The 15,665-nt window shown below is 51.1% G+C and carries 13 protein-coding genes; all 13 read left to right on the top strand.

Annotated features, from left to right (window positions below):
- Positions 1–19 precede the first annotated feature (19 nt).
- The 13 genes from ACTHPM_RS09005 (at position 20) to iolD (ending at position 15,661) form a co-directional block, all read left to right on the top strand.
- Complete coding sequence (locus ACTHPM_RS09005; RefSeq protein ID WP_440394839.1) at positions 20–1,120, top strand: hypothetical protein; 1,101 nt, start codon at positions 20–22, stop codon at positions 1,118–1,120.
- 106 nt (positions 1,121–1,226) lie between these two features.
- Positions 1,227–2,327, top strand: coding sequence for a hypothetical protein (locus ACTHPM_RS09000; protein WP_440394838.1), 1,101 nt, complete (start codon positions 1,227–1,229; stop codon positions 2,325–2,327).
- 335 nt (positions 2,328–2,662) lie between these two features.
- A complete protein-coding gene (locus tag ACTHPM_RS08995; RefSeq protein WP_440421512.1) occupies positions 2,663–3,529 on the top strand; it encodes a phosphatase domain-containing protein in 867 nt (288 codons plus the stop codon).
- 39 nt (positions 3,530–3,568) lie between these two features.
- Positions 3,569–4,732 carry an ABC transporter substrate-binding protein gene (locus ACTHPM_RS08990; RefSeq protein WP_440394836.1) on the top strand — a complete coding sequence of 388 codons (1,164 nt, stop codon included), beginning with the start codon at positions 3,569–3,571 and terminating at the stop codon, positions 4,730–4,732.
- A gap of 54 nt (positions 4,733–4,786) precedes the next feature.
- Complete coding sequence (locus ACTHPM_RS08985; protein ID WP_440394835.1) at positions 4,787–6,652, top strand: ABC transporter permease; 1,866 nt, start codon at positions 4,787–4,789, stop codon at positions 6,650–6,652.
- Between the two features lies 1 nt (position 6,653).
- A complete protein-coding gene (locus tag ACTHPM_RS08980; protein WP_440394834.1) occupies positions 6,654–7,820 on the top strand; it encodes an ABC transporter ATP-binding protein in 1,167 nt (388 codons plus the stop codon).
- A gap of 22 nt (positions 7,821–7,842) precedes the next feature.
- Entirely contained in the window at positions 7,843–9,261 is a 1,419-nt protein-coding gene (locus tag ACTHPM_RS08975) for a phytase (protein WP_440394833.1), read from the top strand.
- Between the two features lie 103 nt (positions 9,262–9,364).
- Complete coding sequence (locus ACTHPM_RS08970; protein ID WP_440394832.1) at positions 9,365–10,369, top strand: LacI family DNA-binding transcriptional regulator; 1,005 nt, start codon at positions 9,365–9,367, stop codon at positions 10,367–10,369.
- A 12-nt stretch (positions 10,370–10,381) separates the two neighbouring features.
- Positions 10,382–11,269, top strand: a complete 888-nt coding sequence (locus ACTHPM_RS08965) for a sugar phosphate isomerase/epimerase family protein (protein ID WP_440394831.1) — start codon at positions 10,382–10,384, stop codon at positions 11,267–11,269.
- A 35-nt stretch (positions 11,270–11,304) separates the two neighbouring features.
- Positions 11,305–12,084, top strand: a complete 780-nt coding sequence (locus ACTHPM_RS08960; RefSeq protein ID WP_440394830.1) for an MgtC/SapB family protein — start codon at positions 11,305–11,307, stop codon at positions 12,082–12,084.
- Positions 12,085–12,118: 34 nt separating this feature from the next.
- Positions 12,119–12,928, top strand: coding sequence for a Cof-type HAD-IIB family hydrolase (locus ACTHPM_RS08955; protein ID WP_440394829.1), 810 nt, complete (start codon positions 12,119–12,121; stop codon positions 12,926–12,928).
- 28 nt (positions 12,929–12,956) lie between these two features.
- Positions 12,957–13,754 (top strand): inositol monophosphatase family protein, encoded by a 798-nt coding sequence (locus ACTHPM_RS08950; RefSeq protein ID WP_440394828.1) that lies wholly within the window; start codon positions 12,957–12,959, stop codon positions 13,752–13,754.
- A gap of 32 nt (positions 13,755–13,786) precedes the next feature.
- Positions 13,787–15,661 carry a 3D-(3,5/4)-trihydroxycyclohexane-1,2-dione acylhydrolase (decyclizing) gene (iolD, locus tag ACTHPM_RS08945; protein ID WP_440394827.1) on the top strand — a complete coding sequence of 625 codons (1,875 nt, stop codon included), beginning with the start codon at positions 13,787–13,789 and terminating at the stop codon, positions 15,659–15,661.
- The last annotated feature ends 4 nt before the right edge of the window (positions 15,662–15,665 follow it).

Genomic DNA, 15,665 nt, shown 5'->3' with positions numbered 1-15,665 from the left:
TGCGAAAGGAGTCTTGTTAATGCGTAAAGTTTTACAGCTATCCATCGTGGCTGCGCTTGCGGTTTCCCTGGCCGGCTGCGGCAGCGGGAAAGAAGCGCCGGACGCCAAGCTGACCCTGGATCAGACGTCTTTCCCGGTCAAGCAATGGAACATGGATTATTCACATACGGTGCCCGTAAAAGGCAAGCTCTTGGTAGGCGACAAGCCAGTGGAGAGCGCGGAAGTGAAGGTAGGCAGCAATAACCACACCGTAACGACAGGCAAGGACGGTTCTTTTGAATTGCTGGTGGACCAAAGCCTGATTTCCACGGTCAACATTAAAGTGGCGTCGATCGATAAGGCAAAGGTGGACGGCAAGAAGATCGGCGAGAAGCAATCGGAAAAACTGCTGAAAACGGAAATTCCGCTTCATGTATATTATCCGCTACAAATACAGGATACGGCGGTAAACGCCAAGGATTCGAGCAAGGTTGACGTGCATGTTAAAGCTCAGCTGAAGCCGGACGAGAAATGGCCTGTCATTCACGAAGACAAATACAGCATTCACGGTGTCGTCATGGGCGCGGATAACAAGCCAGCCGAGAATGCGGTCGTATGGATTACGCGGGACGGCGGCGAAGGCTTTGCCAAATCCACGCCGGCGGATAAAGACGGTAAATTCAATATGTACTACATTCCCGAAGACGATGAAGAGATCAACCTGGAAGTAGGGTATAATGGCGTGAAATACACGCTGCCTCCGGATAAAGTATACTTCTTCCCGGACGAAACGAGCATCGAAACGGACATCATCCTTCCGAAGGAAGGAACCGTTATTCGGGACGAGCCGCCGACATTGGTCAGCAAAGAAGCGCCTGGCGCCTTGTACACCGGTATTATGGTAGGCTTGGATGTACAGGATGACGTTAAATATGAGGTGACGATTCCGGACGAGAAAGGCGAGTTTACGCTGACGATACCGAAAGAGGCATGGGACAAGTCGCCGACGTTTTATGAAACCAATTTCAGTCGGTTTATCGAGAAGGAATTGAAGCCCGGAGATACGATGACTTCGGATCAGCTGCAAAAACCTGCAGACAAGGATCCGACGCATATTAAGGCAGAAACGCCTAAAGCTTAATTATCGCAGAGGTGTTCAATCATGAAGCAAGACAGGGATCGTATCCCTGTCTTTTTCAACATAATGTCTTATGATGAAACGCAGCATCTGCAAAGGGAAGGGAAATATGAAGAATACAGGATGGCTCCTGCTGATAATGCTTCTTCTGGTACTTACAGCCTGCGGCACCGAAGTCAGCGGCGAGCATCAGGGAACGATCACGCTCATGCAGTCTGAGCTCCCGGTCAAAGCCTGGCAGATGGACAATTCCCATATGACGAAGCTTCAAGGTCAAGTGCTGCTCGACCAACAGCCCGTAGCACGGGCGTCGGTTGCCATCTCAACCGTCAAAACGGTAGAGACTGACCGCAGCGGAAGGTTCGATGCCGTCATCGACCAAAGTCAGCCGCTCAAGATTCCGGTTCATATTCAATCGTTGGATAAGGCGACAGTCCAGGGCAAGGACCTGGATCAACCCATGAAGGACGCGATGAAAAAGGCCCAAGCCGAGCTGCAGATTGCATATCCGATTACCATAAAACGCGTCGCCGCATCGCCCGGACACCCGGATCAAGTCGAAGTTCATGCGCAGGCGCAGCTGGAAACAAAAACGTTTTTTCCTGCACCGATGTTTGACCGTTATGGTTGGTACGGGATCATTAAAGACAGCGACGGTCATCCGGTTAAGGGCGCGGTCGTCGAACTGTGGGAAGAGGAGGGGATGGAGCCTTTGACTTCCTCGGAGCCCTCCGGGGCAAATGGCGGCTATTTAATCGAAGCCATTCCCAAAAATGTTGATGCGGTAAGCCTGCGCGTCCAAATAAATCAATTGACTTACGTCCTGCAGCAAGATGTCTTACTGACGATTCCCTCTCAAACGAGCTTGGGGTTAGACATCACCCTGCCTAAGCACGGTCTGGAGCTGGCTTCCAGCATGCTGCGAACGAGGCTGCTTCACGGCGCAGTCTATCAAGGTATTATGATCGGCGTTTCTTCCGGCCAGTCGGTAACGTACACGTCGACGGTCCCGACAAAGGACGGTTCTTTCCTATTGACGATGCCGAAGCAGGTATGGGAGAAGCACCCGCTTCTATATGAGACGAAAATTCGCCTGTTTCAGGCATCTCCTTTACAAGCGGGCGACGTCATTCCATCCGAGCGGATACCTCCGGCCCGGAACTATGAACCAGATCATATTCAAGCTCAGTTGAAAAGCTCTTCATCATGAAGAGCTTTTTTTGCTGAAATCGTCAAGAAACCCTATTGACACCTGAAAGTTGTAGTTTTATAATAACGCTATAGTTTTCTGGTAACGTTACCGATAACGTTACCAGAGGCAAGTGACTTTTCTGAGGAGGGATGGAATGAGCAATACGGTCATCACAGTTCCGGCAGAAGAGCAACGTTTTAACGTTTTATAATGATCTTTTGAAAGCGTTCTTATGGACGCCCTGCTTTACTCCCCTACACAACTCGTATTTCACACACCATCTTTGGCTCCTGTCATATGTCTCAAATTCCGGATACCTTAAAAATTACATTTAAGTTTTGGAGGATAATCATTTGAATGACTCTATTGAGATGAGAAATCGCCGGATCTATCGATTAATCGAAGCGGATGATATCGATCAAGCGCCCAAACGGTTTCGTATGTGTATCCATCCGGCCGATCATGAAGGCGATACGACGGGACTCGCCGAGCTCAGGGCATCCGCCAGCGGACAATTCTCACACGGAGGATTGAAATACATGAAACGCGTGATTCCACAGCATCCGATCACCATCGTCGATCTGAGGCAGGAATGTCACGGGTTCGTGAACGGCAAGGCCATGAGCTGGTATGGTGAAGACAATACCGCGAATAGAGGCTTAACCAGAGAGGAAGTACTCTCGCTCGAGAAACAAAATTTGGAAGGGGTGAGGCAGGAGGAGAAGGTAATATTTGATTATCTCGAAGGCAAATCCCTCCTTTGTGAGGAGGAGATCGAGGGTCCGAGGACCGTGCAGAGCGAAGCCGAATTAGCGGAATCGGAAGGGCTCGGCTACTATCGTTTTTGCGTGACGGATCACCATAGACCGCCTGATGATGTGGTGGATCAATTCATTCAATTCGTGAAAGCGCTTCCTGATGGCACATGGCTCCACTTTCATTGCAGGGGAGGCGTGGGCAGGGCAACAACATTTATTTTGATGTACGACATGATGTGCAACGCGGATCAAGTAAGCCTTCAGGATATACTGCGGAGGCAGCAAAAAATCGGCGGCAGGGATATGTACCGAATGAGCCCTGGCGACGGCGAGGAGTTGTACAAAGCAGCGATCGACCGATTGGAATTTATCCGGAAGTTCTATGAGTATTGTGCCAGCCGGCAGGGGGACTATGACACCGGATGGTCGGAATGGCTGCATTCACAGAGAGATATAAGCTAAGGCTTGTTGATCAGTACTTAATAAGGGAGGTTATATGGGATGGGGAAAATGTTGTTGCTGCTCTCTTTATGTGCCGCTATGGTTATCGGAGGATGCAGCTCAGGCGGTGGCAAGCAGGGGGATAACGCATCTGCGGCTTGGGCGGCTGAACAGGGACTGGATAAAACCGAAACCGTGGATGAGCTGTATGCCAAAGCCAAAGAAGAGGGGAAGGTCGTCGTATACTCCCAGTCCAGCCGGATTAAAGACGTGAAAGCTTCCTTCGAGGCCAAGTACCCGGGAATTACCGTGGAGGCTTTCGATATGAGCACGAATGAAATTGTCGAAAAGCTCGTGCGCGAACAGGAGTCAGGCATATATAACGCGGATGTCGTATTCGTCAAAGATGCTTTAGGGGTGGTATCTTCCGATTTGGTCAGCAGGGGAATCCTGCATGCGTATAAACCGAAGGATATCATGGATAAGTTGGCTAAGCCGTTTCAGGAATTACCCGGTATCGTATCCTACGCATCGATCCGGACCCTGTATTACAACACCAAAGTTTACAAGGAATCGCCTGTGACGAACTGGTGGCAGCTGACCGAACCGGAATGGAAAACCAGGGTTCTGATCAACGATCCGCTGGATTCCTCCGATATGATGGAGCTGCTCCTGTCGATGATTCAGCATTCAGATGAAATGGCTGCGGCGTATAAGGAACTATACGGAAAGGAAATAGAGCTAACGGAGGAAAATGCAGGGTATGAATTCATTGCCCGCCTGCTCAAGAACGATCCGGTTTTGGTGAAATCCAGCGATGATGTCGTTGAAAATGTCGGAAACGACAGCCAAGCCAAGCCGCCGGTAGGGATTGGAGCTTCATCGAAACTACGGAACATCGAACAAAAGGAACTGACAATCGGCGCCAATTTCAATATGAAACCAAAAATTTCGGTGCTCGGGCCTACTTACTTGTATGTAGCCGATCAAGCGAAGCATTCCGCGGCTGCCAAACTGATGATCCGATGGATGATGGGCGAAGTGGATGGTGCAGGGGAGGGACTCAGACCGTTTAACGTGCTGGGATCCTGGCCGGCCAATACCGCAACGGAGCACAAAAACCCTATCAATCTTGATCAGCTGGATGTCTGGGCGTATGATGCCAACTATTATTACAGCAACTCTATTAAATTCCGCGAGTTTTGGATCAAAAACATCAAATGAGTGCGCATTCTTTTGCCTGCGGGGTTGTGAGTTTCAAAGAAGGAGTGTGTACCGATGCGCAAGGCAGAATATTCAAAGGCAGAATACATCCAGATCAAGCCCAAAAAAACGGATTCCAAATTCAACAAGACAAGGATCAAAAATAAGCTGAAATCCTTTTTCAGCAACCCGCTGCATCTGATCAGCATCGCAGCGATTGTATTTCTGATCTACACGATTTTGATTCCGCTCTACGAAATGGTATCGAGCACGGTCACCTGGAGCCATGACGATCTTCGGGCCTACTCCGAAGCAGAGCCGGGCAAGCTGACGTTTGAGCACTGGATCCATATGACGACAAGTGCCATCAGCAAAAACGTGTTTTATCAACCGATATTGAATTCGCTCAACATTGCCATATGGGTTTCCTTGTTATCGGCGATTCTCGGTGGAGCCTTGGCATGGCTCGTGACGCGCTCGGATATTCCTTTCAAAAAGTCGATCGCCTTCATGGCCATCATTCCCTACATGCTTCCATCCTGGATGAAATCGATGGCATGGCTCGTCATTTTCAAGAACGACCGGATCGGCGGAAGCCCGGGCCTCATTCAATCCGTCTTCGGCGTCAGCCCGCCCGACTGGATGTCGTATGGGTTAATCCCGATCGTTGTCGTGCTCGTCGGACATTACTTCACATTCTTCTATCTGCTGCTGGCCGTGGCTCTCAGCTCGATCAACAGCGGCTTGGAAGAAACGGCCGATATTCTCGGCGCTCGCCGCGGAACGATTCTCAGAAAAATAACGTTCCCATTGGTCCTGCCAGCCATCCTCTCCGCATTCATCTTGACCTTCTCCAAGTCGATGGGTACCTTCGGTCCGGCAGCCTTTCTCGGATTGCCGATCAAGTACTACACCATAGCGACGATGCTATACAGCAGCATACGCAGCCGCATGGCCTCCCAGGGTTACATTCTCAGTCTCGTGCTGATTCTTATCGCGGCGATAACGATCTATATCAACCAGAAAGCTATAGGTAAAAGAAAAGGATATACGACTGTCGGGGGTAAAGACGCCCGCAAAACGCTTACGCCGCTCGGCCGTTGGAAAATGCCGATTTTTACAGTCGTGATGCTGTTTATGTTCGCTGCCGGTGTGTTTCCGCTGCTCATGCTCTTTCTGCAATCCTTCATGCTGAAGGAGGGGGTATACAGCCTGAGCAACTTCACGACGCATTTCTGGACGGGAGCTTCCGATCCGAACATTGCATCGGGTGAAGTCGGTGTGCTGATGAGCAACAACATTCGCATGGCACTGAAAAACTCGCTGTTCATCGCGTTTGGCGGCGCCGGACTGTCTGCGATTCTAGGAGTGACCTTCGGTTATATCATCGCCAAGGGAAGACGCACATTCACAGGCAAACTCATCGAACAGCTAACCTTTATCCCTTACCTGATTCCGGGGATTGCCTTCGCGGCGATTTACCTGTCCATTTTCGCCAAACCGGGATTTCTCATTCCGGCATTGTACGGGACCATCACCATCATCATTCTGATTACGGTCGTCAAAGACCTGCCTTTCGCGACAAGGTCAGGAACAAGCAGCGTGATGCAGATCAGCGGAGAGCTGGAGGAGGCAGCCAAAATCCAGGGGGCATCATTCTTCCGCAGATTTATCCGCATTATGCTTCCGCTTACCCGGAAAGGAGTAATCAGCGCCTTCTTGCTCGGCTTCATCAGTGCAATGAAAGAGCTGGACTTGATCATTCTTCTGGTGACCCCGAAAACGGGCACTCTCACCACATTAACCTTTCAATATGCCGAAAGCGGATACCAGCAATTCTCCAATGCTATCACCGTGATCATCATCGCCATTATCATCGCGACGTATTTCATCGCTACCAAATGGGGAAAAGCAGACCTTACGAAAGGGATAGGAGGCTAACATGAGCAGAATCGAACTTAAAAAAATCAATAAGTATTTCGATCACAACCATATTTTGAAAGACATCGATTTCGTGATCGAAGAAGGCGACTTCATGACGCTTCTCGGGCCATCCGGCTGCGGCAAAACGACCATGCTCCGGGTGATTACAGGACTCGAAAACCCGGAAGAAGGGATCATAACCATCGGCGGCAAGGAAGTCGTTAATGGAAGAAACCGGTATTATGCGCCTGCCTCGAAGCGCGGATTAAACCTTGTTTTCCAAAGCTATGCCCTGTGGCCCCACATGACAGTGTTTGAAAATGTTGCCTTCGGTCTGACGATTAAAAAGGTCACGAAACAGGATATCCGTAAACGGGTGGAGACGGCGCTGGAAAAAATGAGGATTATTCAATATAAGGACCGCTACCCCTCGGAATTATCCGGAGGCCAACAGCAGCGGGTCGCCATTGCCAGGGCGATCGTCACGGAGCCGAAAATCCTTTTGCTGGATGAGCCGTTATCCAATCTGGATGCCAAGCTGAGGCTCGAGATGCGAGCGGAGCTGAAAAGACTGCACCGTGAGTTGAACACGACGATTATTTATGTAACCCATGATCAGGTCGAGGCGCTGACGATGTCGACGAAAATCGCGGTTTTCTTCGAAGGCGATTTGGTCCAGCTGGATACCCCGCGGGGAATTTACCGTCATCCCGCCGATCTAAGGGTGGCCGATTTTATCGGGAATCCGACGATTAATTTCGTCGATGCGATCTGCAGCTATCGGGACGGCTGCCTGGTAACGGAATCGGGCCTTGGCACCGTGGACATTCCAAGCGGCCAAAAGCACAGCGGAGAAATCGTGCTGACGATTTATCCGGAAGACATTACCATCCATGAGGATCGGAACGAGTCAGGCATCCGTTGTATTGTATCATCCATTTTGCCTGCAGGTTCGGAAACATTGATCCAGCTTATGGTCAACGATCAGACGACCCTGCTCGCCAAATACATGGGGGAAAAGGAATACCCGATCGGAAGTGATGTCTGGATCACATTTCCGAAGGAAAAGGTGAATGTTTATGATCGCGAAAGTAAGCGATTGATCCCGCTTGCCTCCGGATACAGCGGAGACCTTGTCAGCGTGAATGACACAGCGGGTCTGGCAGTCGGCGTAAGCGGCAAATAAATGATTAGGGAGGATTTTGAAAATGAAAACGTATAAACAAGGTTTTGCACTTCTGTTGAGCAGCGCTCTGCTGCTGTCTATGTCTGCCGCAGTTTCGGCTGAAGAAGAGGAGATTGAGTACGTTCCGCTGCAGGCAGAGGTCTTGAATCCGATCGGTGCAGCTTCCGTGTGGGATGTGAACAGCCATTCTGTTTTGTTTAAGCTGAGAAACGGCCTGGTCGGTAAAGTGACGGTCGGCAGCACGCAATATGAAATCGGGAATAAAACGGGCAGCTTCCCGGCTGCGGTCATCCTGGAGGGGACGACAGCCCTTATTCCTGAAGACGATGATTTTATTAAGAACGTGAATTTGGAGAACGCAAGCGGCAATGTACTCGATATTGCGAGACAGTCCAAGGCGAAAATGTTTAAAGTGAAGGCCGACATGGAAACGGAACCCGCGGAGCAGTCCGGGGATGCTTCCGACGATCCTTCGGTATGGGTTCATCCGAGTCATCCGGAGCAAAGCCTGATTATCGGAGCGAACAAAAAGGCAAATCCCGGGGGCATCGAGGCCTACAATCTGAATGGCCAACGCGTCGGATCTTACGGGGTCGGTAAAATGAACAACGTGGATGTCAGATATAATTTCAAATTAAACGGACAAAAAGTGGATATCGCGGCATCCACCAACCGCACCACGAACCAAATCAACATATTCGCCATTCATCCTTCCACTGGCGTTTTGACTGAAGTGACAGGCAACAACCTCGCTTCGCATATGGAGGAAGTATACGGCTTCAGCTTATATCAAAGCCAGCGCAGCGGTAAAATGTATGGTCTCATCACAGGAAAGGACGGAGAATTCGAGCAATGGGAGCTGTTCGATAACGGCAGCGGCAAGGTAGACGGAAAGCTGGTTCGCGAAATTAAACTGGGCAGCGTCACGGAAGGGATCGTCGCGGATGACGAATATGGCAAGTTCTATGTGGCCGAAGAGAATGTGGCGATCTGGAAATTCAATGCCGAGCCGGATGGCGGACTGCTTCCGGAAGCACGGATTGATGCGGTGGACGGGATCAGGCTCACAGCCGATGTGGAAGGGCTGGCCATCTATTATGCGGAGGACGGAGAAGGCTATCTGATTGCTTCGAGCCAAGGCAGCAACCGATACGTGCTTTATGACCGGGAAGACGGAGAATACGTCACCACGTTTATGGTTGGAGACGGCAGCACGATAGACGGCACATCCGAGACAGACGGCATCGACGTCATCTCATACGGCTTGGGGAACCGCTATCCGAACGGATTCTTTATTACGCAGGATGACACTAATACCGAACCGGACGGAAGCGTGGCAAACCAAAATTACAAAGTCGTGGCCTGGGAGAAAATCGCAAAGGGTTCGGACGATAAGTTGGAGATGAACGGCGTGGATCCTAGAAAGATGAAGAAAAGATAATCCAAAGCCTTTCGAAAAGGGATTGAAAATGAAATAGGTCTGGATTAAACTGGTAACGTTACCGGAATCGTTACCAAGAATTTTTACCCGTGGAGGAAACCATATGACAACCATAAAAGACGTAGCAAAAAAACTCGGAGTTTCCGTATCAACCGTATCCAGAGCGATGAATAATCATCCCGATATCCGGCCGGAAACGAAGCAAGAAGTGCTGGAAGCCATGAAAGAGCTGAATTACACGCCAAATGCCGTCGCAAGAAGCTTGATTCAGCGTAGATCTTACACCATTGGACTCATGATGCCGGATATCACGGATCCGTTTCTGTCGGCGATGGCTCAAGGAATTGAAGAGGTATTATCGGACGACGGTTACCAGGTTGTGTACGGAAATACTTCACGAAGCCGCGAGAAGGAGGAGAGCTTCCTGCTGAGTGCGGCGCAGCGAAAAATGGATGGGCTGATCATCACGTCGGATTTTATGGATTCGGAGATGATTCAGTTGCTTAAAAACTTGGATATTCCCGTCGTATTCCTGCGCAGAAGGCCCCCGGCTGAGCTGGAAATGCCATTCGTTGACGTAGACCATTACCAGGGCTCCTGCAAAGCCGTCGAGTACTTGCTCTCGCTTCATCATGAGCATATCGGGTTTATCGGCATGCCGGAATACTCTTACACCGGTCAGGAACGGTACCGGGCATACCGCGATACCATGAACAGGCATGGCATTGACATTCATCCGGAAGGCATTGTCTTCGGAGCGAGATCCTATGAAGGCGGATTTCATGCCATGGCCCAGCTTGCGTCAGCTTATCCCCAAATGACGGCGGTGTTTGCGGCGAACGATATTCTCGCGATCGGAGCCCTCGAATGGCTGGCCGAGCAAAAAGTTTCCGTGCCTGAGCAAATGAGCATCGTCGGTTTCGATAACTTGGAGGTCAGCAATTTGCATTGGATCAAGTTAACGACCGTTGCCCAGCCCCGCAAGGAGATGGGAAGAAGGGCAGCAGAACTGCTGATGACAATGATCCAATCCAAAGGATCGAAAGGCTCATCCATCCTGTTTGATACGGAGCTGATCATTCGCAACACCTGCCAAGTCATCAAGTAAGGAGCGAGGAAGATGTTAGGCTATTCGATACAAAGCCCGGTTTTTCTGGGGACTTTGAGCGAGCGTACGCCCCATGATCTGATTGGTAACCGCGAAAGCGTGGACAGTTTTTTGCAGTGGTTAAAAGATCAGGGCGTAAGCTCCGTTGAAATTCGGATTCTACCAAGGCACGCGGATCCGGCGGCTCATGCGGAACTCATTCAACGAATCTGGGATATGGGGCTGAAACTTACGGTTCATGGACATGTGGAAGGGAATATGGTCGGGAGCCGCTTCGAAGATGTGTACCCATCGATGAAATATATACTGCGTCATTTGAGAAATCATCAGGAGGAAGTCATGATGGCCATCCATGCTTATGATGCGGCATCCGGAAGCGAGGAGCAGCTGTTTGTGCGCACCGTGGAATTGTTCCGTGAATGGACGTTCATGGTCGAACGCGAACAGCTTCCCCTTCGGTTCGCTTTGGAGAACAACCGCAAGAAAACAGGCAAAGTAGATCCGGGTGACACGACGGCGGGGGTTCTGGACATGGTGAAGCAAGTCGGAAGTCCGCTTCTGGGTATCACCTGGGATATGGGACACTTCTATTCTGACCTGCTGCACAGCCAGCGAGGACGGAATCTTCAGACGCCGCTACTGGATTTGCCTGAACCCGCATTTATTCAACGGGTCGTTCACACCCATATTCATGGCATTGGAAGCAGAGGAACGCATCAGCCTCTGGCTGATCCATCGAGCCTGCCTCTGGCGCATTACGTGCAAGCATTGCAGAATGCCGGTTATCAGGGCATATATAACCTTGAGCTGACCATGTACAAATTCGGAAGCGACAGGCCTATCCTGGATCATGCCTCTGCATCGATCCAGAGATTGAAGAAGGCTGTATTGAATGGATAGCCAGGGAACGTACTGGAGGAGGAGAGCGAAGCACGATGCCGGCAACGGATATTTGGCACATCACTCCATGGGAGCTGGTCGTTCGCATGGTACTGGCCGCCATACTGGGCGGCATCATTGGATTCGAGAGAGAATGGAGCAATCATGCAGCAGGTTTCCGGACTCATATCCAGGTTTGCTTGGGTTCGGCAAGCATTATGTTGTTATCCATATACGGATTTTCGGAATTCGTTGACGAGACGAATGTCAGGGTCGATCCCGCACGGTTATCCGCCCAAGTTATCAGTGGAATCGGGTTTCTGGGAGCGGGGGCCATTCTGCGCAACGGCAATATGATCAAGGGATTGACGACGGCTGCCAGCATCTGGGTGGTGGCAGCAATTGGATTATGCGTGGGAGCGGGTTTTTTTATAGGGGCGATTACCTGTACAGTTATCGTCTTGGTGAATTTGTTTCTGTTTAACAAGTGGGAGAAGATCTGGATCAAGAAACGCCGCTTTCATGAAATCCAGATGGTCGTGAGCGACGAGCCGGGCAAACTCGATCTGATTATATCGAAGCTCAGGGAGTACGATGTGGCGGTGGCGAATGTCAAAATGCTTCATGGAGACTCTTCCGGAAGCGAAAAATCAGAGCAGTCCGATGTAGCCCTTTTATTAAGTGTCACGGCGGTTCAGACGGATCAGTGCTTACGGGCAATGGAGGAAATCATCTCATTGAACATAGCCAAATCCGTTGAAGCAACGATCAAACGTGATGTTTCCGCTAAGCTGGACATCAGCGAAAATAAGAACGAGACGGTTTCCATGCCATAAAGAAAGAAGACGCAATGACAGGTGGTTATAGCTATTGAAAAATATATTGCTGGTCAGTGATCTAGACGGGACTTTGTTGACGTCCTCGCAGCAAATCAGCGAGGAAAACATCCAGGCCATTCGGAAGTTTGAAGACCAGGGCGGGTTGTTTACCATTGCCACCGGGCGCACGGAGCAGGCGGTCGCATCTTATATCATGCAATTGAATTTGACCACGCCGCTGATCCTGTATAACGGAGCGAAGATATACTGCCCTGTGACGAAAAAGGTGTTGTTCGAAAAAAACATGGTCATTCCGGAGGAGTTTTGGGCTTTCGCGCTATCCAAAGCGTCGGAGGATTGGGCAATGCTCGTCTACCGGGACGGGGAGGTTTACGCTCCTTGGCGCAACGCCCTATTGGAATACCATGAACGCAAGGACGGGGTTGTATGCAGCGACTTGCCGGAAGACACGCAAAATCAAGCGGTAACGAAGCTGCTTTTGATTGCCCGGAATTCATCCGATCTTAGTTCGATCGAGAGGAAAGCAGAGGAGATCGGGTTTCCGGCTGAAATCGTTTATTCGGAACATAACTATTTGGAAATTCTTCCTTATGGCGTTTCCAAGGGAACCTCGCTGATTGAGCTGCTGAAGCTGCTGCCGAATAAGGAGCTTTTCACGATTGCCGTAGGAGACAATTTGAACGATTTGGCGATCATCCGCCAGGCGGATCACAGCTTTGCTGTAGAGAATGCCCATCCAACGTTGAAAACGCATGCAACCAGCTTGACGGTTCATCACGAGAACCATGCGATCGCCGACATCATCAACGGAATTATGAATAATAAAGAGCTTCTTGCTTGAATAAAAATGCTGGGAGTGGTGTTAGAGAATGGAATATCTCAGTCTGGCTCAATCGCTCGCACGTTCGGCAGGCGAACTGATCCTATCCAAGATGGGAGAGGGAATCCTGACCGAAGAGAAGTCATCCAGCTTCGATGTGGTGACGGAAGTGGATAAGGAATCGGAGCTGCTGATCCGGAAAGGAATCGCGGATCATTATCCCGACCACCGTTTTCTGGGAGAAGAAGAAACGTATTTAAATGGAAGTTCACTTGAAGAGATCGTTGCGGATGCCAAATCGAAGCCGTACGTATGGATCGTGGACCCCATAGACGGAACAAGCAACTTCGTCCAGGGCATTCCCGGCTTTACAGTCTCCATTGCCCTTGCATGCGAGGGGGATATGCTAGTAGGAGTTGTATATGACCCGTGCGCGGATGAAATGTTCTGGGCCGTGAAGGATCAAGGTGCATTTCTAAACGGTAATCGAATACGCGTATCCGATAAGGAAGGTTTGAATACGAGTGTCATTGCCACGGGATTCCCGTCAAGCATGGAAGCCCGCCTTGCCGTTTATGGCGGACTCGGAAAGCTGATTCACGAGTGCAGGACCATTCGCTCGCTCGGATCGGCTGCACGCCATCTGGCTTATGTCGGAGCATCAAGGCTGGATGGTTTTTGGGAAAACGGACTCAAGGCATGGGACGTGGCCGCTGGCGCACTTATTGTGAAGGAGGCGGGAGGACAGGTAAGCGATACGGCCGGAAATCCGTACAGCCTGGAGGTTACGGATATTGCTGCCTCCAACGCCCGCATCCATGCGCCGCTGTTGGATTGTTTCAAATGATAGAATGAAGCGATAAGGGAGGGATGGGGCAAATGGAGACCAAGACGATTCGGCTAACCATGGCTCAAGCCTTGCTCCGTTATTTAGATCGGCAGTATGTACAGATGGATGGTCAAGAGACTAAATTCTTCAAGGGCATCATGGGAATATTCGGTCACGGAAACGTAACGGGAATCGGCGAGGCTTTGGAGCGGGGCGGTTTGGATCTGACCTTTATCCAAGGCAAAAACGAACAAGGGATGGTCCATGCAGCTGCTGCATTCGCCAAGCAGACAAACCGGCGGGAAATATTCGCCTGTACGACGTCGATCGGCCCCGGTGCACTGAACATGGTGACTGCCGCGGCCACGGCAACGGTGAACCGGATTCCGGTTTTGCTGCTGCCAGGAGACAATTTTGCTTCAAGGCAGCCCGACCCCGTGCTGCAGCAGCTTGAAATAGGCAGCGATTATACCGTCTCCGCGAACGAGCCGCTGAAAGCTGTAAGCAAATATTGGGACCGGATCGTCCGTCCGGAGCAGCTGATGAAAGCGGCAGCTCATGCGATGCGGGTACTGACCGATCCGGCAGAAACCGGAGCTGTGACCCTGGCACTTCCGCAGGACGTTCAGACTGAAGCCTATGATTACCCGCTCTCTTTCTTCGAGAAGAGAGTCCATTACCTGGACCGCAGACCCCCTGCGGCAGAGGCACTCGGCAGGGCTGTGGAGCTGATCCGGGGCAAGAAGAAGCCGCTGATCGTGGCCGGGGGAGGCGTTTTGTACGGAGGCGCGGAATCGGAGCTTGCTGCCTTTGCCGAAGCCTTTGGCATTCCGGTTGCCGAAACGCAGGCAGGCAAAGGTTCCTTGCCTTGGGATCATCCCCTCAATGTCGGCGGGATCGGCGTGACCGGATCGCTTGCGGCGAACTTGCTCGCCAAGGATGCGGATCTGGTCATCGGCATTGGCACCCGCTACTCCGACTTCACCACAGCCTCCAAATCGGCCTTCTCATCCGAAGGGGTCGAATTCCTTAATGTGAACATCAACGCTATGGATGCCGTCAAACTCAACGGCTATGCCTTAATCTGCGATGCGCGCGAAGGTTTGCAGGCGCTGGCGAAAGCGCTAACACGGGCGGGATATGCTGCCGGGTATCCACTTCAGGATATCGCGGCACTTAAGCAGAAATGGGATGCCGAGGTGGACCGCCTGTATGCTTTGAAAAATGAAGGCGGATTCGTACAGACGGAGGCGCTTGGCATCATCAACCAAACCATTGATCCGTCTGCTGTCATCGTCTGCGCGGCAGGCAGCCTTCCCGGCGACCTGCACCGGTTATGGAGGTCGGCCCACCCGAAAACCTATCACATGGAATACGGATTTTCCTGTATGGGTTATGAGGTTAGCGGTGCTTTTGGAGCCGCCTTGGCGGAGCCGGAGCGGGAAGTATATGCCATTGTAGGCGACGGCAGCTACCTGATGCTGCATTCCGAGCTTGTTACCAGCCTGCAGGAGGGGCGTAAAATAACGGTTTTGCTCTTTAACAACCACGGCTACCAGTGCATTCATAATTTGCAGCGGGAGCATGGAAGCGACGGCTTCGGCAATGAATTCCGCTACCGGTCCGAGAATGGTGCATTATCGGGAGATTATATGCCAATTGATTTTACCGCGCAGGCCTTGAGTTTGGGAGCTGCCGCCTATAAAGCAGCCTCGGCAGAGGCCTTGCAAGAAGTGCTGCTGCTCGCCAAGCAGGAACGGGTTTCGACCCTGATCGAAATCCCGGTACTGCCGGGCACGAATTCCCAAGGCTACGAGTCCTGGTGGAATGTTGGCGTTCCGGAGGTGTCACCCAGCGAAAAAGTGACGGCTGCCCATGCAAAAATGAAACAGAAGACGGATGCGCTGAAGTCGAGAGATTGGTAGAGGA

Origin of the sequence: Paenibacillus sp. SAFN-054, from assembly GCF_051966755.1 — a bacterium.
Lineage (GTDB): Bacteria > Bacillota > Bacilli > Paenibacillales > Paenibacillaceae > Paenibacillus_AQ.
This window is presented reverse-complemented; position numbering and strand designations above follow the sequence as displayed.